The 18461-nt window shown below is 62.5% G+C and carries 17 protein-coding genes, 1 tRNA gene and 2 pseudogenes; 10 read left to right on the top strand and 10 right to left on the bottom strand.

What is annotated here, in order from left to right:
* Positions 1-224 precede the first annotated feature (224 nt).
* The 5 genes and pseudogenes from J7359_RS06040 to J7359_RS06060 all read right to left on the bottom strand — a co-directional run.
* Complete coding sequence (locus J7359_RS06040; protein WP_209055661.1) at positions 225-1277, bottom strand: 2,3-butanediol dehydrogenase; 1053 nt, start codon at positions 1275-1277, stop codon at positions 225-227.
* Positions 1278-1371: 94 nt separating this feature from the next.
* A complete protein-coding gene (locus J7359_RS06045; protein ID WP_209055662.1) occupies positions 1372-3171 on the bottom strand; it encodes an NAD(P)/FAD-dependent oxidoreductase in 1800 nt (599 codons plus the stop codon).
* Between the two features lie 140 nt (positions 3172-3311).
* Positions 3312-5060 carry a sigma-54-dependent Fis family transcriptional regulator gene (locus J7359_RS06050; RefSeq protein WP_209055663.1) on the bottom strand — a complete coding sequence of 583 codons (1749 nt, stop codon included), beginning with the start codon at positions 5058-5060 and terminating at the stop codon, positions 3312-3314.
* A 229-nt stretch (positions 5061-5289) separates the two neighbouring features.
* Positions 5290-5914 (bottom strand): annotated as a pseudogene (locus J7359_RS06055) (tyrosine-type recombinase/integrase).
* 198 nt (positions 5915-6112) lie between these two features.
* Positions 6113-6286, bottom strand: a pseudogene (locus tag J7359_RS06060) (IS5/IS1182 family transposase); the annotation flags it as partial.
* A gap of 98 nt (positions 6287-6384) precedes the next feature.
* On the opposite strand from J7359_RS06060, the gene J7359_RS06065 reads away from it, so the two are divergent.
* Positions 6385-6639 (top strand): hypothetical protein, encoded by a 255-nt coding sequence (locus J7359_RS06065; RefSeq protein ID WP_247740235.1) that lies wholly within the window; start codon positions 6385-6387, stop codon positions 6637-6639.
* A gap of 770 nt (positions 6640-7409) precedes the next feature.
* Here J7359_RS06065 and J7359_RS06070 read toward each other — a convergent pair.
* Positions 7410-7485 (bottom strand) — tRNA-Lys (locus J7359_RS06070).
* A gap of 232 nt (positions 7486-7717) precedes the next feature.
* On the opposite strand from J7359_RS06070, the gene dapF reads away from it, so the two are divergent.
* The 6 genes from dapF (at position 7718) to dxs (ending at position 13833) form a co-directional block, all read left to right on the top strand.
* On the top strand, positions 7718-8548 hold the full coding sequence (gene dapF / locus J7359_RS06075; protein WP_247740221.1) for a diaminopimelate epimerase: 831 nt from the start codon (positions 7718-7720) through the stop codon (positions 8546-8548).
* Positions 8545-9798: a tRNA (N(6)-L-threonylcarbamoyladenosine(37)-C(2))-methylthiotransferase MtaB gene (gene mtaB, locus J7359_RS06080; RefSeq protein WP_209055665.1), complete on the top strand. Its 1254-nt coding sequence runs from the start codon at positions 8545-8547 to the stop codon at positions 9796-9798. The genes dapF and mtaB overlap by 4 nt, the downstream gene beginning before the upstream one ends.
* Before the next feature lie 76 nt (positions 9799-9874).
* Entirely contained in the window at positions 9875-10795 is a 921-nt protein-coding gene (locus J7359_RS06085) for a histone deacetylase family protein (RefSeq protein ID WP_209055666.1), read from the top strand.
* A complete protein-coding gene (locus tag J7359_RS06090) occupies positions 10792-11028 on the top strand; it encodes an exodeoxyribonuclease VII small subunit (RefSeq protein ID WP_209055667.1) in 237 nt (78 codons plus the stop codon). Before J7359_RS06085 ends, J7359_RS06090 begins: the two co-directional genes overlap by 4 nt.
* Positions 11028-11891, top strand: a complete 864-nt coding sequence (locus tag J7359_RS06095; protein WP_209055668.1) for a farnesyl diphosphate synthase — start codon at positions 11028-11030, stop codon at positions 11889-11891. The genes J7359_RS06090 and J7359_RS06095 overlap by 1 nt, the downstream gene beginning before the upstream one ends.
* A 25-nt stretch (positions 11892-11916) precedes the next feature.
* Positions 11917-13833 (top strand): 1-deoxy-D-xylulose-5-phosphate synthase, encoded by a 1917-nt coding sequence (dxs, locus tag J7359_RS06100; protein ID WP_209055669.1) that lies wholly within the window; start codon positions 11917-11919, stop codon positions 13831-13833.
* A gap of 39 nt (positions 13834-13872) precedes the next feature.
* Here the strand turns inward: dxs and fliP are convergent, their stop codons facing one another.
* From fliP to fliF, 4 genes are read right to left on the bottom strand one after another with little or no spacing between them, the layout of a single operon-like run.
* Positions 13873-14589, bottom strand: a complete 717-nt coding sequence (gene fliP / locus J7359_RS06105; protein ID WP_348524341.1) for a flagellar type III secretion system pore protein FliP — start codon at positions 14587-14589, stop codon at positions 13873-13875.
* Complete coding sequence (locus J7359_RS06110; protein ID WP_209055670.1) at positions 14586-14843, bottom strand: FliM/FliN family flagellar motor C-terminal domain-containing protein; 258 nt, start codon at positions 14841-14843, stop codon at positions 14586-14588. The genes fliP and J7359_RS06110 overlap by 4 nt, the downstream gene beginning before the upstream one ends.
* Positions 14831-15394: a hypothetical protein gene (locus J7359_RS06115; RefSeq protein WP_209055671.1), complete on the bottom strand. Its 564-nt coding sequence runs from the start codon at positions 15392-15394 to the stop codon at positions 14831-14833. Before J7359_RS06115 ends, J7359_RS06110 begins: the two co-directional genes overlap by 13 nt.
* Before the next feature lie 8 nt (positions 15395-15402).
* Positions 15403-16980 carry a flagellar basal-body MS-ring/collar protein FliF gene (gene fliF / locus J7359_RS06120; protein WP_247740222.1) on the bottom strand — a complete coding sequence of 526 codons (1578 nt, stop codon included), beginning with the start codon at positions 16978-16980 and terminating at the stop codon, positions 15403-15405.
* A 118-nt stretch (positions 16981-17098) separates the two neighbouring features.
* Between fliF and J7359_RS06125 the strand changes: the two genes are divergently transcribed.
* Genes J7359_RS06125 through J7359_RS06135 form a run of 3 tightly spaced genes read left to right on the top strand, consistent with a single transcriptional unit; the run spans position 17099 to position 18457 of the window.
* Entirely contained in the window at positions 17099-17575 is a 477-nt protein-coding gene (locus tag J7359_RS06125; RefSeq protein WP_209055672.1) for a flagellar basal body-associated FliL family protein, read from the top strand.
* A complete protein-coding gene (locus tag J7359_RS06130; RefSeq protein WP_209055673.1) occupies positions 17572-17922 on the top strand; it encodes a hypothetical protein in 351 nt (116 codons plus the stop codon). The genes J7359_RS06125 and J7359_RS06130 overlap by 4 nt, the downstream gene beginning before the upstream one ends.
* Positions 17915-18457: a hypothetical protein gene (locus J7359_RS06135; protein WP_209055674.1), complete on the top strand. Its 543-nt coding sequence runs from the start codon at positions 17915-17917 to the stop codon at positions 18455-18457. Before J7359_RS06130 ends, J7359_RS06135 begins: the two co-directional genes overlap by 8 nt.
* Positions 18458-18461 lie beyond the last annotated feature (4 nt).

The raw sequence follows: 18461 nt of genomic DNA on the forward strand, positions 1-18461 counted from the left end.
TGAATGGCTCTGGTCCTACAACAATGAGCGCCCAAACATGGGCAACGGCGGGATGACACCCGCACAGAAACTGAGAATGGCCGCGTAAATTCTACGACCAAGCCCCCACAAAAATGGGGGGATTACCCTGGCAGCAGGTGAGGCTTGTCATGCCGCGCCGAAATGCCGGCGCTCCGGCCGCTTTTTTCGTATCAGGGCGGCCGGATTTTCTTTCCTGAGGTCCGTCAGTCGGGTGCCTCGACCAGAATCTTCACGTGAGATTTCTCAGCGACAAGCGCCTCGAACCCTTCAGCGACTATATCATCCAGCGCGATCCGCTTTGTTACAAGTTGATCGGCGCTGAAATAGCCCTGCTGCATCAGCGCCATGACGGCTGGATAGACATTGCGGTAAGCAATCGTGCCCTGCAGCTGACGCTCCTTGAGAACAATTGTGTTGGGCTGGAATGAGGCTTCGGTTTCCCAGATCGACACGATCAGAACCTGTCCCTCGTGGCGCGTGGCGTCGATGCACTGAGGCAGAACCTGCGGCACCCCGGTCACCTCGAACGTCACATGGGCACCGCCCGTCGCCTTGCGGATCGCCGCGACCGCATCCGTTGCCGATGGGTCAATCACCGAGGTCGCGCCAAGATCCAGTGCCTTTTGCCGCCGCACCTCGGAAGGTTCCACGACGTGGATCTCGGACGCGCCCGCAACGCGCAGCGATTCCACCACCAACAGCCCGATCGGACCTGCGCCAAAGACCGCGGCCTTGTCACCGGCCTTGATCCTGGACAGTCGGACCGCGTGCAGGGCAACCGCGGCTGGTTCGACCAACGCCCCCTGTTCCACCGACAGACCGTCCGGCATCCGGTGAGCCATGCGTGCCGGGACGACGCTGCAGGCGGCAAAACCGCCATGGCCACCGGACAGGCCGACGAAACCCAAGCTGTCGCACAGGTTGTACTTGCCTTCGAGGCAGGCGGGACATTCCCCGCAGGCGAAGATCGGTTCGATGGCGACGCGATCTCCGACTGAAAGGTCGGTGACGCCTTCACCCAGTTCGGCAACGATGCCACAATATTCGTGACCCATCGTTATCGGAGCCTGATCGTGGCTGAGAGGATGGTCCACGCCAACCGGGATGAAGATTGGTCCGGCAAGATATTCGTGCAGGTCGCTTCCGCAGATTCCGGTCCAGGCGACCTTTATCCTGATTTCGCCCGGGCCGGGGCTTGGATCAGGGATGTCTTCGACGCGGATGTCCTTCACGCCATGCCAACGTGCTGCTTTCATGTGTCTTTCTCCCATGTCTGTCAAAGGTTGCGCCCGGCGGAATGATCTGGCCAGGCGCTCAGGCGTGCCGCTGTCCGGCACACCGCCACGCGTGTCACGACAGGTGATGCACCTGCTGAAGACCGTAGACGGGGGTATCAATCCCTTCCATTCGCGCCTTCAGTTGCAGTGCAAGATACAGCGAGTAATGCCGCGACTGGTGCAGGTTGCCGCCATGGAACCACAGGTTTTCCTGCTGGGTCGGTTTCCACATGTTGCGCTGCTCGCCTTCCCAAGGACCCGGATCCTTCGTGGTGTCAGAACCAAGGCCCCAGACCTTGCCCACCTTGTCAGCGACGTCCTGACTGATGAGGTCGGCAGCCCATCCGTTCATCGAACCGTAACCGGTCGCCATGACCACCAGATCGGCATCCAGATGTGTGCCGTCCGACAGCACCACCCCGGTCTGGTCAAAGCGCTCCAACTGGCCCTTCACAAGCTTCACCTCGCCGTCGATGATCAACTGGCTTGCACCGACATCGATGTAGTAACCGGAACCGCGCCGCAGGTATTTCATGAACAGGCCCGAACCATCGTCGCCCCAGTCAAGATCGAAGCCCGCCTTCTCTAGCCCTGCGTAGAACGCGGCATCGCGTTCCCTCATCTGGTCATAGAGCGGGATCTGAAACTCGTGCATGATCCGGTAGGGCAGAGAGGCAAAGACCATGTCGGCCTTTTCCGTGGTCATCCCGGAAGCCACCGCCTCTTCGCTGTACAAGGCACCCAGTCCGATTTCCATCAGCGTGTCCGAGCGCACGATGTGCGTTGACGATCGCTGGACCATCGTCACATCGGCATCCGCTTCCCAGAGCGCGGCACAGATGTCATGGGCCGAATTGTTCGAGCCCACGACGACCACCTTCTTGCCGCTCCAGGCATCCGGGCCGTCATGTTGTGAACTGTGCTGAATTGTGCCCTTGAAGCTGTCCATTCCCGGAAACTCCGGCATGTTAGGCTTGCCCGACATGCCGGTGGCCAACACGAGTTGCGTCGGACGCAGCGTGACCTCTTCGCCATCGCGGTTGACCTTTATCGTCCAGGTCCCGGTGTCCTCGTCGTACTGCGCGCTCTGAACCTCGGAACGGGTCCAGTAATTGATCTCCATCACCTTGGTATACATCTCAAGCCAGTCTCCGACCTTGTCCTTGGGCGTGAAGACCGGCCAGTTGTCGGGGAACTTGATGTAGGGCAGGTGGTCATACCAGATCGGATCATGCAGGCAGAGCGACTTGTAACGCGACCGCCATTGATCGCCGGGCCGGTCGTGCTTGTCGAGAACGATGGTCGGTACCCCAAGTTGGCGCAGCCGCGCACCAAGGGCTATGCCGCCCTGTCCGCCACCGACGATCACCGTGTATGGCTGCTTGGCATACCCCAGTTCGGCCGCCTCGGCTTCGCGCATTTCCTTCCACGATTTCCGGTTCTTTGCGGCGCCGTGTTCCGCACCCATCGGGCGCCGATTGCCCCTGTTCTCCTCAAAGCCCTTCAATTCCTGAAGTGCGGTCAGCAGCGTCCAGATCCGCCCATCCTTAAGGCGCATCAGGCCCCATCCCCGGCCCACGGCGGTCTCGAAGGTAATCCATGCGGTGATGACACCCCCATCTTCGTCGGGAATTTCGCCATCCTGAACGGCAAAGTCGCGCGGTTTGGTGTGTTTCAACTGCGCCGTCAGCATGTCCTGAACACCGGACGGCCCCTCTACCGTCTTCAGGTTCCATGTCACGGCGACCAGATCGCGCCAGTAGCTGTCGGTGGCAAACAGCGCGCTTGCAGCCTGTGCGTCGTCAGCCTGCAAGGCGGCGTTCAAGCTGTCGAGCGTCTGCTGCATCTGCGCATTTACTGTCGAGTCTAGCATTGCGTTTCCTCCTCATCGGCAATGTGATGAGCAGACAGTGGCGAAAGGACCTGCATCAGCTCCACGCTAATCTGGCAGAAATCCCTGCTTTCGGCGCTGCTGCAATGCAGCATGTTGCACATGCAACGCCGCGCAACATCTCAGTCCGGCGCGCGCAACCTTTCCTTGCGGATACGGCGCAGAACGGTTGAACGGTTGACCCCCAGACGGCGCGCGGCGCGGGCCATGTTCCAGTTGCAGGCGTCCAGCACCGCTTCCAGATTCTGCTCTTGCTCGCGTGCCTGCGGGGCGGCAGGAAGATCCGGAAGGTCGATCACATTGCTCTCTGCCAATGCGCAGGCGACATCGAGAACATTCCCGAGTTCGCGAAGGTTTCCCGGCCAGTCGCGAGCCATCAACTCGGCCCGTGCCGAAGGCGTCAGGCGCATTTCACCACCGCTGCGCCGACCGAGCAGCCGGTCGATCAACCAGCCCAGATCCTGCCGCTCGCGCAGAGGGGGAAGTTCGAGCACGGACCCCGAAAGCCGGAACAAAAGCTCCGACGGCAGCGCCTCTCGTGAGGCAAGTGGTGTATGGGACTGACCGCTGGTTGCGACAGGACGCAGATCGGGATTCGCATCCAGAAGGCCTGGCAGCAACTGCGCGGTCTCTGGTGACAAATTCTCGATGCGCAGCAACAGCAATGTTGTCGGTCCGCTCTGAGCAGTCAGTGCTTCGCGCATATCCTTCGGCCCTGCTCCGGCGCAGTCCAGAACCGCGAATCCTCTGCGACGAGAGGCCATGTGAATGGCGCGCGCAAGCTTGGTCTTGCCGCTGCCACTCTCGCCGCAGATCACCAGGGGGACAGATGTCGACGCAAGCCGCTCTGCTTGCGACAGAACGCGTGACATGGTCGGATCGCTTCCTGCCAATGCCCCGCCAAACCAGCCCTGCGCCCGTCTTTGCAGAGCGTGGTTCACCTTTTGCATCCGTCGCGGCGCCTGCGGTGCAATCGCATGTCCGAAAACTGCGCCGCCATCGCCCAGAGCCACGACCCGTTCCTCTGTCGGACGGTCGCGCATCAGGTCGGGCAAGTCATCGACACTCAGCCCCAACAGGCTGTCGATAGGCGCGCCGATCAGGTTCCTGCCGCCCGAAAGCATCCGGGTTGCGGCGCGGGTGGCGCCGATCACTTTGCCTGAACCATCAAGGGCAACGGCCGCTTCCGGGTCCACATCAAGGAACTCGGGACTGGATGAAAACCGTAGCACCCATTCTCGACGGCTTGCAGCCATGAGGTTCGCCATCTCGACGCGTCGCGCAGCCGCCATGACCAGAGACATGGCAAGGTTCTGGCTGCTTTTGGGGGACGGCGATCGTAGCAGCGAGATATCGAGCACCGCCGCCAGTTGACCCAGACTGTCGTATATCGGCGCGGACGTGCAGGACAGATCCGTATGCGCATTTCCGAAATGGTCATCCTGATGGACAGTCACCGGTTCGCCGGTCACGATGCAGGCACCGACGCCGCATGTTCCGGCGAGATCCTCGGACCAGTTCGAGCCCAGGTAAAGGCCTGCTCCGCGCAAATCGTCCAGAAAGAGATCGTCACCGAAAAAATCGACGCAGACGCCTTTGGCATCCGTCAGCAGCAGCACGTAATTCTGCCCGGCGACCTGCCGGAACAGATTTTGGAGACAGGAGCGTGCCGCCCCGATCATCCAATCGGCCTGCTCGCGGTGCGTGCGAAACTCGGCTTCCGTGACGATGTGGGCCGGATCACGGCGTGTCGGGTCCATGCCGTAGATCTCGACGCATCGCCGCCAGGAGGCATCCACATAACTGTCGCGGCCTGTCGCATGACCGTCCAGAACCTGCGCGATCTCGTCGACGTGATGACGTTCGACCATGAAAACTTCCTCCTCGCACCATAGTACAACCAGGATACGCTGGTGCGATGGTGGACTTTGGTCGCGGACCTTGATGATTTCAGATCAGGTCGGCTTGAACGACGAGGTTGTCAACGGAACGGCCGCACGGTCCTTTCATCCCGACCTGCTCCAACGGCAGCTTCGGAGAGCCAATCTGGGTCGCCCTATCGGCAGTTGTGGACCGGGCGCTACCGACCAGCCCGGTTTCTCAGTGTTCCACCGCCTCCCCGATGGCGAGCGCATCTTCGAACTCGACGCCGAGGTAGCGCACCGTGCTATCCATCTTCGTATGGCCGAACAGAAGCTGCACCGCGCGGAGGCTGCCATTGTTGCGATATATCTACGCAACCTTGGTTCGCCGGGTTCCGTAGGCGCTTGGCTCGAGACCGATCGAGGTCACACAGCCCCGCATGAGGCGGGCATATTGCCTTCTAGAAATATGCCGGGGTTGGTGAAAGCGCCCCGGCCAAAGATGCTCCGATCCGACCATAAGCGGAGCCTCGAGCCAAGTCGCGATGGCTTTTCGCGTCCCCTCGGTAATTTCAAAGCTGACCAATGCCCAGGTTTTGCTCTGTATGATCGAGGCGCGGCGCTTGACATTTCCGGCCGCATAGACCTCGGCTGACCTTCAGCTTCACCAGGTCGCATCCGCGCAACTTGCTTTCGGCGGCGAGATTGAAAAGCGCCAGCTCGCGAGTCCGCTGAGCGATCTCGAGGCGGACCCGGATCGCCCAGACATGCTTCGCTTCGAGCGGACGCTTCTGGCCGACGATGCGGCCCCTGTTCCAAGTGGGAAGGCAGGCGCGGATGGCTGGCAGGTCTATAGTCGGCATGGCGGTTCCTCCGATCCACCAAGCACGCCTCGTCTTCGGCACCACGCCGATGCCCGAACATAGCAAATCCCCTACGCTGCAGAGCGACAATCGCGGGCCGCGTCTGCCGCATCGCCGCTCTGAGATTGCTCTGTGGAAAAACAGCCGTTCGCGAGTGCAGAAGGTTGGGACTGGTGATTGGTGCAGAAGCCTTTTTTGTCAGGCTTTTCGAGTTTGCTGCGGTGCGGGAAAGATCTTCGCCAGCTTCCGGAGGTTCCGGGCGGTAGCGGCGCGGAGAAATTTGTAGTTTGCGCCACATGGGCCACGCAATCGAAGCCGGCCGAGGCCAAGGATGCGTTTGAGGTGCGCCAAGAGCATCTCGACCTTCTTCCGAAGCCTGATCTAGACCTCAGCCCGCAACTCCCTTCACCATGCACTTGACGCCGGGACGAGGCGAGCGGCACACGCCCCTGGACGAGAGCCTCCATGCGATGGGCCTTTTCCGTCAGGTCGGGCTTGTGGTCCCGTCATTTCAACTTGTCCCGGATATACTCTTGTCAACCGATCTGCTTGCCATGTTGCCCCGAAGATCGTTTCAGGAACGGCGCAACGACGACCTCGTCGGGGTTCCGCCGCCGCTCGCGGTCGATGCCTTTCCTCTGCACCTCGCGTGGCACCAGAGGAACGCGAATGACCTTGGGATCTGCCATGTCGCAGATCTTATCCGGTTGATCCTCGGCGAGTAATTCTTGAAGATCTTTGGAAGCCCGATTCTCGCGATCGAACGTTCGGTGGCATTGGGTCAGCTCCTGTCCTTGCTTAAGCAGCGGGGAACGTCAGCTTCGTCCGCAATGCTGCGGTCTGCATAGAACGTCCGAATCGGTGAAGGTGGCGTCCGATCTCCGGATCAATGCTGGATTTGGGCCGAGTTCACCCCCAAAGGCAGCTAGCGGTCGGCAGTAACATGGGGTGGAAATGCTTGAAGTTTGGGGCAGAAGTGCCTGACAGGGCTTCCGCCGATCTCCAAGAAACTGGACCTGATTGAGTCAAGAATCACTGACATCTGACACCGCTACTATCGCCGGTCAGATATTTCTGGCTTTCCGTCAGATTTCTGACCCGTCCGGGCCGTCGGCATGGTCACCGGGCGCTGAGTTTTTTCGCCTCTGGCATCCGTTCCCGCCATCATCGGCATGACCCGCTTCTCTGGGGCGCTCTCTTGCGGAGCTGCCGCGTGGCGACCGCGGAAAGCGGGCAACGCCACTATATCGGATCTCGCGCGCCGCCGGAGGGCGATCGTCAATCACAGCGGTACGACCTGTGTCGGTGAGGATTGCGATCTGCGATGGGGCGGTGGTCAGGGAAACGCGCCGATGAGGTTCCGCTGCCAGATGAACTGCGTTCGGAACAGCACGACTGGACAGACTGCCAGAACCGTCCGTCGTGGACCCTGCCGGGGGTGTCGGACGCATCCGAATAATCGAAATCGCCAAATCGACCATTCTGTTAGGGAAGATGGTGAGCCGTGCAGGATTCGAACCTGCGACCCACTGATTAAAAGTCAGTTGCTCTACCAACTGAGCTAACGGCCCATCCTCTGTGCCGGACTACCTTAACGGTCGTCCTAGCTTCTTGTCCTAAACTGATTACTTCCAAAAGACCAACCAGTTATCGTGTCTTGATCCGTTTCCTGCTGGCTAGCTGTTCCAGCGAACACGCTACGGACCGGACACGGGGCGCTTACTAGGTGCGGTGACTTTGGGCGTCAAGCGGAAAAGTCGCGACCACTGGCGGAATTCTTGAAAGAGGCCTATATGCGCCTCGATGAGTGATTTTTTCGCCGCCGGAATGCCCTTCATGAAGATGCATGGGCTGGGCAACGACTTTGTAGTGATCGATTTGCGCGCAGGTGGCGAAGTCCCTGCGCCAGAGGTGATTGCGCGACTTGCGGACCGGCATCGCGGGGTCGGTTTCGATCAGTTCGCCGCAATCGGCACCGATGACCAGGCCGATCTGAGACTGAGATTCTGGAATGCCGACGGCTCGCTCAGCTCTGCCTGCGGGAACGCGACGCGCTGCATTGCGCGATTCGTGATGGACGAGACCGGCACAGACCGGCTGAGTCTGAGAACGGATCATGCCATCCTGATCGCCGAGGATGCCGGGAACGGGCTGACACGGGTGAACATGGGGCATCCGGTTCTGGACTGGCAGGCGATCCCGCTGGCGCAGCCCGTGGACATCGATCACCTGCCGCTACCCGGTGATCCGGTCGCCACCGGCATGGGCAATCCGCACATGACCTTTTTCGTCGAGGATGCTGCAAGCGTCGATCTGGAACGCTTCGGCGCCGAACACGAACATCATCCCCTCTATCCGCAGCGCACCAATGTCGAGATCGTGCAGGTGATCGCGCAGGACGAGATCGTGCTGCGGATATGGGAACGTGGAACCGGGCCGACGCTGGCCTCGGGGTCGTGTTCCTGCGCGGCGGCCGTTGCGGCGGCGCGGCGCGGCCTGACCGGACGTCGCGTCAAGGTCAACGTGCCGGGCGGCGTGCTGATGATCGACTGGCGCGAGGACGGCGTTTGGATGCAGGGTCCGACCGCACATGTCTTTTCGGGCGTGCTGACGCCTCAGTGGTTGTCGGCATGAGTGCGCCCGTATTTTCGACACTTGGCTGCAGGCTGAATGCCTATGAGACCGAGGCGATGCGCGAGATGGCGGACGCTGCCGGTCTGACCGGTGCCGTTGTGGTCAACACCTGCGCGGTGACGGCCGAGGCGGTGCGCAAGGCGCGGCAGGAAATCCGCAGGCTTGCCCGCGAAAATCCGGGCGCACCTGTCATCGTCACCGGCTGCGCGGCGCAGACCGAACCCGAAACCTTCGCGGCGATGCCCGAGGTGACCAAGGTCATCGGCAATCACGAAAAGATGCAGCCCGATACCTGGAACGCCATGCGCGCGCCGGACCTGATCGGCGACACCGAAAAGATCCGGGTGGACGACATCATGTCGGTCACGGAAACAGCGGGTCATCTGATCGACGGGTTTGGTCGCCATCGCGCCTATGTGCAGGTGCAGAACGGCTGCGATCACCGCTGCACCTTCTGCATCATTCCCTACGGTCGCGGCAATTCGCGCTCGGTCCCCGCCGGGGTCGTGGTTGAACAGATCAAGCGGCTGGTCGGGCGCGGCTTCAACGAAGTGGTGCTGACCGGCGTCGATCTGACCAGCTGGGGGGCGGATCTGCCCGCCACGCCGCGCCTTGGCGATCTGGTCATGCGAATCCTGCGCCTTGTGCCGGATCTGCCGCGCCTGCGAATCAGCAGCATCGATTCCATCGAGGCGGACGAAAACCTGATGCTGGCCATCGCGTCGGAACCGCGTCTGATGCCCCATCTGCACCTGTCGTTGCAGGCCGGCGACGACATGATCCTGAAGCGGATGAAGCGCCGCCATCTGCGCGATGACGCCATCCGGTTCTGTGAGGACGCGCGCAGCTTGCGGCCCGATATCGTCTTCGGTGCCGACATCATCGCGGGCTTTCCGACCGAAACCGAGGCGATGTTCGCCAACAGCCTGAAACTGGTCGAGGATTGCGGCCTGACCTTTCTGCATGTCTTTCCCTATTCGGCGCGCAAGGGCACCCCTGCGGCGCGGATGCCCGCCGTGCAGGGGCCAGCGATCCGTGATCGCGCGGCGCGCCTGCGCGAGGCGGGTGATGCGGCGCTGCGCCGCCATCTCGAGGCGCAGATCGGGCACAGGCATCGGGTGCTGACCGAAGGGCCACGCCTTGGTCGAACCGAACAGTTCACCGAGGTGAGCTTTGCCGAGGATCAGCAGGAAGGAACGCTGATCGAGACCGACATCGTGGGGCATGACGGGCAGCGGCTTGTTGCCTGATCCCCGAACTGCTTGACCTTGCACACACGGATAATCTGGCGACAGTGCAACGCAGGCATTCTGGGAGGAGAGCCGAATGACGACCCTGCTGTTTTCGCATTCCGACGCCGAGGCACATCTGATGCCACCGAGCCATCCCGAACAGGTCGCCCGATACGGCGCCGTCACGTCTGCGCTGGCCGGGCTGGACCTTGTGGTGCGCGACGCGCCACTGGCCGAAGATCGGGACATCCTGCGCTGTCATCCCGGCTCGTATCTGGACCGGCTGCGCGCGGCACGGCCAGAGGACGGATTCCGGATGCTGGACGCCGATACCAGCATGTCCCCGGGCAGCCTTCAGGCGGCATCGCGTGCCGTCGGCGGCGCCTGCGCCGCGGTTGACGCCGTTCTGGCGTCCGAGGCCGACAGCGCCTTTGTCGCGATGCGCCCGCCGGGTCATCACGCCGAACGCGAGACGCCGATGGGCTTCTGTTTCCTCGGCACGGTCGCCATCGCGGCAAGGCGGGCGATGGATCATCACGGGCTGGACCGGGTCGCGGTTCTTGATTTTGACGTGCATCACGGGAATGGCACGCAGGATCTGCTGTGGGACGAAAAGCGGGCCTTCTTCGCGTCCAGCCACCAGATGCCATTGTTCCCCGGTACGGGCTCTGCGGCCGAGCGGGGCGCGCATGATCAGATCCTGAACGTGCCTCTGACTGCCGGGTCGGGGGGCGCCGAGGCACGGCAGGCATGGAAAGTGATCCTTGACCGGTGCCGTGAATTTTCGCCTCAGTTGGTCTTGCTGTCCGCCGGGTTCGACGCGCATCGCGACGATCCGCTTGCCCAGTTGAACTGGACTGAAGACGATTTCGTCGCGATCACCCGGATGATATGCGACGTGGCGGGATGGTGCGGTGCGCCGGTGGTATCCTGTTTGGAAGGTGGCTATGATCTGGCCGCCTTGGGACGGTCGGTCCGTGCCCATGTCGAGGTGCTGATGGAGGCCGGAAAATGAGCGAGATCGAGAAACTGTCTTTCGAGGACGCCATGCGCGAACTGGAAACGACCGTTGGCAAGCTGGAAACCGGCGAGGCGACGCTGGAGGAATCCATCGCTCTGTACGAGCGCGGCGCGAAACTGCGCGCGCATTGCGAAAAGCGCCTGCGCGAGGCCGAGGAGCGTGTCGAGAAGATCACCTTGTCCGCAAGCGGTCAGCCGACCGGATCGGAACCGGCCGAGGGCTTGTGATGCAGACCCGTATGGACGAGGTGAAGGCGCAGGTTCAGGCCGCGCTGGACTCGGCGATTGCCTTGCTGCCGTCGGGCGAACTGGCCGACGCGATGGCTTATGCCACGGTCGGCGGCAAGCGGATCCGGGCTTTCCTGGTGATGGAATCGGCGCGGCTGCACGGTGTCTCCGATGACGCCGCATTGCCGGTCGCAGCGGCCGTCGAGGCGCTGCATGCCTACAGCCTTGTCCATGACGATCTGCCGTCGATGGATGATGACGACCTGCGGCGGGGGATGCCCACCTGCCACGTGCAATGGTCCGAGGCGACCGCGATTCTTGCCGGGGACGCGTTGCAGACGCTGGCCTTTCGGCTGCTGGCCGATGATGCCGTCGCGGATGCAGAGGCGCGCATTCGATTGATCCGTGCATTCGCGGATGCGGTCGGCGCAGGTGGAATGGTCTGGGGGCAGGCGCTGGACATCGCGGCCGAAACCTCGATCGAACCGCTGGACATGAAGGCGATCAAGCGATTGCAGGGTGCAAAGACCGGCGCGCTGATCCGCTTTGCCGCGACGGCCGGTCCGCTGATCGCGGGCGAAGACCCAGATAATCTGGACCGCTATGCCGCGAAGCTGGGACTGGCCTTTCAGATCATGGACGACATCCTTGACGTGATTGGTGACGAGAACGTGACCGGCAAGCGCGTCGGCAAGGATGATGCGGCCGGAAAGGCCACTTTCGTGTCGATCATGGGGCTGGACGGCGCCAGGGGTGAAGCCCGTCGGCTGGTGCAGGACGCCGAAGCGGCGCTGGAAAGTTACGGCGAGGCTGCGGGAAACTTGCGAGAGCTTGCGCGTTTCGTTATCGAACGCGACACCTGAATGACGCCCGCCCGGAGGGCCAGCCATGACCGAACGCCCGAAGACACCCGTCCTTGATCGGGTCAGCCTGCCGGCGGACCTGAAGAACCTGTCCGACCGCGAACTGCGGCAGCTTGCCGACGAACTGCGCGCCGAGACGATCAGCGCGGTCAGCGAAACCGGCGGACATCTGGGCGCGGGCCTGGGTGTTGTCGAACTGACCGTGGCTCTGCATGCGGTGTTCGACACGCCCCGGGACAAGATCATCTGGGATGTCGGGCATCAGTGCTATCCGCACAAGATCCTGACCGGTCGGCGCGACCGGATCCGCACCTTGCGCATGGGCGGCGGCCTTGCCGGATTCACCAAACGTGCCGAAAGCCCGTTCGACCCGTTCGGCGCGGGGCATTCCTCGACCTCGATTTCCGCCGCGCTGGGGTTTGCGGTAGCCCGCGATCTGGGCGGCGATCCGGGCGATTCGATCGCGGTCATCGGCGACGGCGCAATGAGCGCCGGGATGGCCTATGAGGCGCTGAACAATGCGGGCCATCTGGGCAAGCGCCTGATCGTGATCCTGAACGACAACGAGATGTCGATCGCGCCGCCCGTCGGTGCTATGTCCTCCTATCTGACCAGGCTGTACACCGGCGGGCCGTTCCAGGAACTGAAGGCTGCGGCGAAAGGCGCGGTCGGAATGCTGCCCGAAGCCCTGCAGGAAGGCGCGCGCCGGGCCAAGGAAATGCTGAAGGGAATGGCCGTCGGCGGGACGTTGTTCGAAGAGCTTGGCTTTTCCTATATCGGTCCGGTCGATGGCCACGACATGGAACAGCTTCTGCCCCTGCTGCGGACCGTCAAGGCGCGGGCATCGGGCCCGGTCCTGATCCACACCGTCACACGCAAGGGCAAGGGCTATGCCCCGGCCGAGAATGCTGCCGATCGGGGCCATGCGACCGCGAAATTCGATCTTGTGACAGGCAAGCAGACCAAGTCCAAGCCGAACGCACCAAGCTATACCTCGGTCTTCGCGAGCGCGCTGATCGACGAAGCCGCGCGCGATGACCATATTGTCGGCGTCACCGCGGCGATGCCTGACGGAACCGGGCTCAAGCAATTCGCGACACGTTTCCCGCGGCGCTGCTTCGACGTGGGGATCGCCGAGCAGCATGCGGTGACGTTCTCGGCAGGGTTGGCGGCTGGCGGGCTGAAACCCTTCTGCACCATCTATTCGACATTCCTGCAGCGCGGCTACGATCAGATTGTTCACGACGTGGCGGTGCAGGGATTGCCGGTGCGCTTTGCCATAGACCGCGCCGGTTTGGTGGGGCAGGACGGACCGACGCATGCAGGCGCGTTCGATATTGCCTTCCTGGCGAATCTGCCGGGTTTCGTCGTGATGGCCGCCGCCGATGAGGCCGAACTGATGCATATGGTCGCGACGGCCGCCGCCCATGACGACGGCCCGATTGCGTTCCGTTTCCCGCGTGGCGAGGGCGTCGGGATCGACCTGCCGGAACGGGGCGAGGTTCTGCCGCTTGGCAAGGGTCGCATCGTGCGGCAAGGCAAAGGCGTGGCTCTGCTATCGTTCGGAACGCGGCTTGCATCAGTCTTGGAGGCGGCCGAGGCGTTGACTGCGCGCGGCATCCGTCCGACCGTTGCCGACGCGCGTTTCGCCAAGCCTCTGGATAGGGACCTGATCCTTGAACTTGCCCGGGAACACGAGGCTCTGATCACGATCGAGGAAGGGGCGATCGGAGGATTCGGCAGCCATGTTGCCCAGCTGCTGGCCGAGGAAGGCGTGTTCGACAGTGGTTTGAAATACAGGTCGATGGTGCTGCCGGATCGCTTCGTCGAACATGGTGCGCCGCTTGCCATGTATGATGACTCGGCCTTGAACGCGTGCCACATCGAAGCGAAGGTGCTGAGTGTGTTGGGCGTCGAACATCTGGCCGGTCGCCGCGCCTGAGGGTCAAGCGGGCGCGCGTAAAGGGCGTGCGATGGGCAGCTATTGATAGCTGCGGACCAGTGCGCCCGCGATCATTGACCAACCGTCCACCACGACGAAGAACGCCAGCTTGAACGGCAGCGATACGACGACCGGCGGTACCATCATCATGCCCATCGACATCAGCACTGCCGACACCACCAGATCGATGATCAGGAACGGCAACGCGATCAGGAAGCCGATCTCGAAAGCGCGCTGGATCTCGGACAGCATGAAGGCCGGGATCATGACCGACAGCCGGTTTGCTTCGCTGTCCGCGCCCGGTGCGATCTCCGCCAGACCGGCCAGCGTGTCAGGATCCGTTCGCGCCGCCATAAAACCCTGAAACGGGACAATGCCGCGCTGGAAAGCCTCGGCGATGCCGATCGTGCCGTCGCGCAACGGCGCGCCCGCGGACTGCCATGCCTCTCGCAACACGGGGTCCATGATGAACCACGTCAGGAACATCGCCAGGCTGACGATCAGCATGTTGGGGGGGGATTGTTGCAGCCCGATTGCCTGTCTCAGGATCGACAGTACGGTGACGATGAACGGAAAACACGTCACCATGATGGCGATGCCGGGCGCAAGCGACAGGGCGGTCAGTGCCAGAACCAGCATCACGGCGTTCTGGCCCAGCCCTGCCGCCGCCTGATCCATCATTCCCGGATCCTGCGCAAGTGACGCTGCAGGGGTCAACGCCAGACCGGCGATCAGGATCAGCAACCGCGCGGTCACATCGCCTCCGTTGCGCCGATGATCCGAACGCAAAGTCGGTCTTCGGGGGACCCGTCGCCTGTCAGTTCGCCGCGCGCGATGACCTTGTCGCCGACGCAAATCTCGACCCCGTCCTCGATCGACTGCTCCAGGATCAGGACATCATCGGCGCGAAGCGAGGAAAGCTGCGCGACGGTCTGGTGAGTCTTTCCAAGGCGGATCGTCACCTCGACCTGGATATTGTCGGTGTCGATCAGATGTTTCAGTGCGTCCATGGTGTCTCGTTCTCCTTGATTTCCGCGATCAGTGCCCGAATTCCGGCGGCGATCCGATCGGGCGCGAACTCGATATGCCCGCCTTGCAGCGACAGGCTGATACGATCGGCGGGCACCTCGCTGATTTCGATGTTGTCGAGACCGCTTTCCGTCAGGCAGCGCTCGACCAGATCACGCAGACTTGCGCCACAGGCTATCTGCGCCCGTAACGGCGTGGCCATCTGCGCCAGGCGCGACAATTCCTCGGTCAGCGCGATTTCCAGGCGCTTTGATTCGGCAGCGGGCGCCAGGTTGTCGAGAATGGCATCGAAGATAGGGCTTAGCGCAGTCACTGCCTCCGACCTCAGGGCCGCGCGGCGCTGCTCATCGTCGCTCAGCGCACGTGCCAGACGGTCCATTCCCGCACAAAGATTGCGCATCTGATCGTCTTCCTGACGCGCCAGCCCTTCGGCCACGCCATCCGCGTGAGCCTTTTCAAGTGCCTGCCGGTCATAGCACAGCTTGGCCCCGTGCCCCGCAAGCGCTGTCGTGAAAGATTCAAGCTTGAACATCGCCAGTGTCACCTCGCGCTCTCCTTGTTTTCGATCCAGCCGGACAGGATCTTCACGCTTTCCTCATGCCGCTCGCGCATCATGCCGCGCAGTCGCGCCACCGGATCCCCATGGGGCAGGGACAGGGGTTCGGCAGGTTCCGGCTGGAGCGGTAGCAGTCTGTCCGATCCGATGATCTGGGGCTGGTCCGTTTCGATCGTACCGGTGACGGCCTCGGCTGCGGGACCGCTGTCGTCCAGCAAAGCGGGCACGGCCTGAGGCGACGCGCGGCCCCGCAGCGCGGGACGCAGGATCGCAAAGATCACCGCCAGCGCGAAGATACCGATCAGGGCAATCCGGACCAATGTGTTCAGATCCAGCCGGTCCAGAAGTCCGGGCTGCGCCAGTGTGCCGTTCTGGCCAAGCGTTGCGAAGGGCAGCGATTTCACGGTGATCAGATCCCCGCGCGTCTCATCATAGCCGACCGCCGAAGCGACCAGTTCGCGCAATACCGCAAGTTCCTGTTCCGGGCGCGGGACCAGCTGAGTGTCACCCTGCGCATCAGCCTGCGCGACGCCGTTGACCAGAACCGCGACCGTAAGGCGGCGGGTTGCGCCTGGCTGCCGCTGGATCTCGCGCGTGATCTGGCTGACCTCGAAATTCGCCTGCTGGCGGTTTTCGGACCGGGATGCCTGTGACGTATCGCCGGCGGCTTCTTCCGTATCCGGCAGGTTCGACGCCGCCGTGACCGCCCCGGAACCCGACGATTGGCTTTGATCGGTCGTTTCCTCGGTGACTTGCGAGATCATCGCGCGCTGATCGGGATCGAATCGCTGCTCGGTCAGCATTTCAGATTCGGTGACCAGATCCAGGTTCAGCTCGACGATCGCATTGCCAATGCCCACATGGGGCTCGAGGATGCGTTCGACATTTCGCTTCATCTCGGTCGCGCGATCATGGCCCGCGGTATCCTCGGTCGCTGAAACGATGCCACGCTGGCTGTCGATGACCGTCACCGCCTCAGGTTGCATTCCCGGGACGCCGGACGAGACCAGATAGCGCAGTGCGGCCGCCTGTTCACGCGTGATCTGCCCGCCACTCGTGGTCAGCGTGACCGAGGCGCTTCCGGTGATGTCGCGGCGGTATCCGCGACCGTTCTCGACCGCAAGATGCACGCGTGCCGTCTTGACGTTCGGCAACGCCAGGATGGTGCGCGCAAGCTCACCCTCTTTGGCGCGCCAATATGCGGCGTCGAACATCTGCGAGGTGGTGCCGAAGCCCGACATCCCGTCCAGCAACTCGTATCCTGCGCTTCCCGAAGCCGGCAGGCCCTGCGCCGCAAGGTCCATGCGAAGCCGGTCGCGCTGACTGTCATCGACCCAGATCGCGTCGCCGCGTACCTCGTAGGCGACACCCGCGCGTTCAATTCCAGCAATCACTTCGCCGGACTGCGCAGCGTCCAGACCGCCATACAGCATCGAAAGACCGGGCCTGCTGGCCATCCAGCCAAATCCCGCGATCGCGAGGAAGGTGGTCAGGAATGCAGCCGCGAGAATCAGTTTCTGCTGCGAGCTTCGCTCGTTCCAATAGTCCTGCAGTTTTTGCAAAACCGGCCCTTTCCGAATCATCTTCAGGTTGTTCGTCATCGTCTTGATGACATGGCCGATGTTAAGATTTGGTTAGTCGCGAGGTGCTAAATCCGTTTCATCACGACGGAGAATCACCATGTCCGAAGCAGTCGTCGACCCCACGGAGGAAGCCCCCAGGAAGAGGGGGAAACTGCTACCTGTCGCGGCCGCGATCCTTCTGGGCGGTGGCGGCTTTGCATCGACCTATCTGGGGTTCTGGTCCCCTATGGGGCTGTTTGCGGGTTCGTCAGGCGCCCCTGCCGTGACGACCGTTTCGCCAGCGGTATTCGTCGAGATTCCGCGCATCGAATTGAGTGTACCGGGCGGTCGCGGACGCAGTCTGATCCTGGCTGTATCGATTGAAACGGATGCGACCCACCGCGCTGAGGTCGAACATCTCATGCCACGCGTTCTGGACGCCTTTACGGGCTTCCTCTCGGGCGTCGATCCCGCAGCCTACGACAAGCGGGGCGTCCTGGAGATCATCCGCGCCGAACTGGTGACGCGGACCCGCTATGTGCTGGGTGAGACGCCGGTGAAGGATCTCTTGATAACGGAGTTTCTGATCAGATGACTATCGAGACACTGCTTCAGGCCGCGCTGGCCGCGGCCTCTGTGGGACTTGCCTGTTTCTGCCTGCTGCTGGCGCGCCGGCTGCGTCGGCTGAACGATCTGGAATCGGGTCTGGGCGGGGCGATCGCGGTGATGGCCGCCGAAGTGGACAGGCTGGAACGTGCGATCCGGTCGGCCCGCGCCGAGGCCACCGAAGCAAGCGAACAGCTTTCCGAGGAAATATCACGGGCACGGAAGGAACGCGCGCTGTGGGATCTGCGCCAGCGGATCGGCCAGGCGGCGATGCCCGAGGATCGACCCGCACCGCAACGGCGTCTTCGCAAGAAGTCGGAGATATTCGATGCGTAGATCGTTCCTGCCGGCCCTGGCATTGATTCTGGCCGTTCCTGCCGCCGCCGCGGTCTGGAAATCCCAGGATCTTTCACGGGTGTTTGCGGCGTTCGCCGCACCCAGCGGTCTTTTGCAAGGCTGCGGCGACGTTCCCGAGGCGGTCGCCTTGGCCGAGGAATTGCGCGATCGCGCCCTTCGGATCGAGCGCTACATGGAAAGTATCGAAGACCGAAAGGCCGAACTGGCGCAGGCCGAACAGACATTGCGTGAACGGCTTGTGCAGTTGAAGTCGCAGAAGGGCGGAATCCGCGCGCGGCGGGATACGGCCACCGAAGCTGTTCGAGACGATATCCAGCGCCTCGTCGCGCTCTACGATCAGATGAAGCCAGCCGAGGCAGCCGCCGTGCTGACCAACCTGCCCGCGGATTTCGCGGCCGAGATCCTGATGCGGGTTCGGCCGGAAACGGGGGCGCGGATCATTGCCGCGGTCGAGCCGCGTCAGGCGGCGCTGCTGACCGCCCAGATGGGCGCCCGCAGCGTCAGAAAGAACTGAGGAG

The organism is Paracoccus sp. R12_2 (assembly GCF_017744015.1).
GTDB lineage: Bacteria > Pseudomonadota > Alphaproteobacteria > Rhodobacterales > Rhodobacteraceae > Paracoccus.

Bases quoted from the DNA above. Each gene is read 5' to 3' on its own strand.
- J7359_RS06110 (WP_209055670.1), bottom strand. From the start codon at position 14,843: ATGGACGCACTGAAACATCTGATCGACACCGACAATATCCAGGTCGAG.
- J7359_RS06085 (WP_209055666.1), top strand. From the start codon at position 9,875: ATGACGACCCTGCTGTTTTCGCATTCCGACGCCGAGGCACATCTGATG.
- J7359_RS06115 (WP_209055671.1), bottom strand. From the start codon at position 15,394: ATGTTCAAGCTTGAATCTTTCACGACAGCGCTTGCGGGGCACGGGGCC.
- J7359_RS06050 (WP_209055663.1), bottom strand. From the start codon at position 5,060: ATGGTCGAACGTCATCACGTCGACGAGATCGCGCAGGTTCTGGACGGT.
- J7359_RS06095 (WP_209055668.1), top strand. From the start codon at position 11,028: ATGCAGACCCGTATGGACGAGGTGAAGGCGCAGGTTCAGGCCGCGCTG.
- J7359_RS06130 (WP_209055673.1), top strand. From the start codon at position 17,572: ATGACTATCGAGACACTGCTTCAGGCCGCGCTGGCCGCGGCCTCTGTG.
- dxs (WP_209055669.1), top strand. From the start codon at position 11,917: ATGACCGAACGCCCGAAGACACCCGTCCTTGATCGGGTCAGCCTGCCG.
- J7359_RS06065 (WP_247740235.1), top strand. From the start codon at position 6,385: ATGGGCCTTTTCCGTCAGGTCGGGCTTGTGGTCCCGTCATTTCAACTT.
- J7359_RS06040 (WP_209055661.1), bottom strand. From the start codon at position 1,277: ATGAAAGCAGCACGTTGGCATGGCGTGAAGGACATCCGCGTCGAAGAC.
- J7359_RS06135 (WP_209055674.1), top strand. From the start codon at position 17,915: ATGCGTAGATCGTTCCTGCCGGCCCTGGCATTGATTCTGGCCGTTCCT.
- dapF (WP_247740221.1), top strand. From the start codon at position 7,718: ATGAGTGATTTTTTCGCCGCCGGAATGCCCTTCATGAAGATGCATGGG.
- J7359_RS06090 (WP_209055667.1), top strand. From the start codon at position 10,792: ATGAGCGAGATCGAGAAACTGTCTTTCGAGGACGCCATGCGCGAACTG.
- J7359_RS06045 (WP_209055662.1), bottom strand. From the start codon at position 3,171: ATGCTAGACTCGACAGTAAATGCGCAGATGCAGCAGACGCTCGACAGC.
- J7359_RS06125 (WP_209055672.1), top strand. From the start codon at position 17,099: ATGTCCGAAGCAGTCGTCGACCCCACGGAGGAAGCCCCCAGGAAGAGG.
- mtaB (WP_209055665.1), top strand. From the start codon at position 8,545: ATGAGTGCGCCCGTATTTTCGACACTTGGCTGCAGGCTGAATGCCTAT.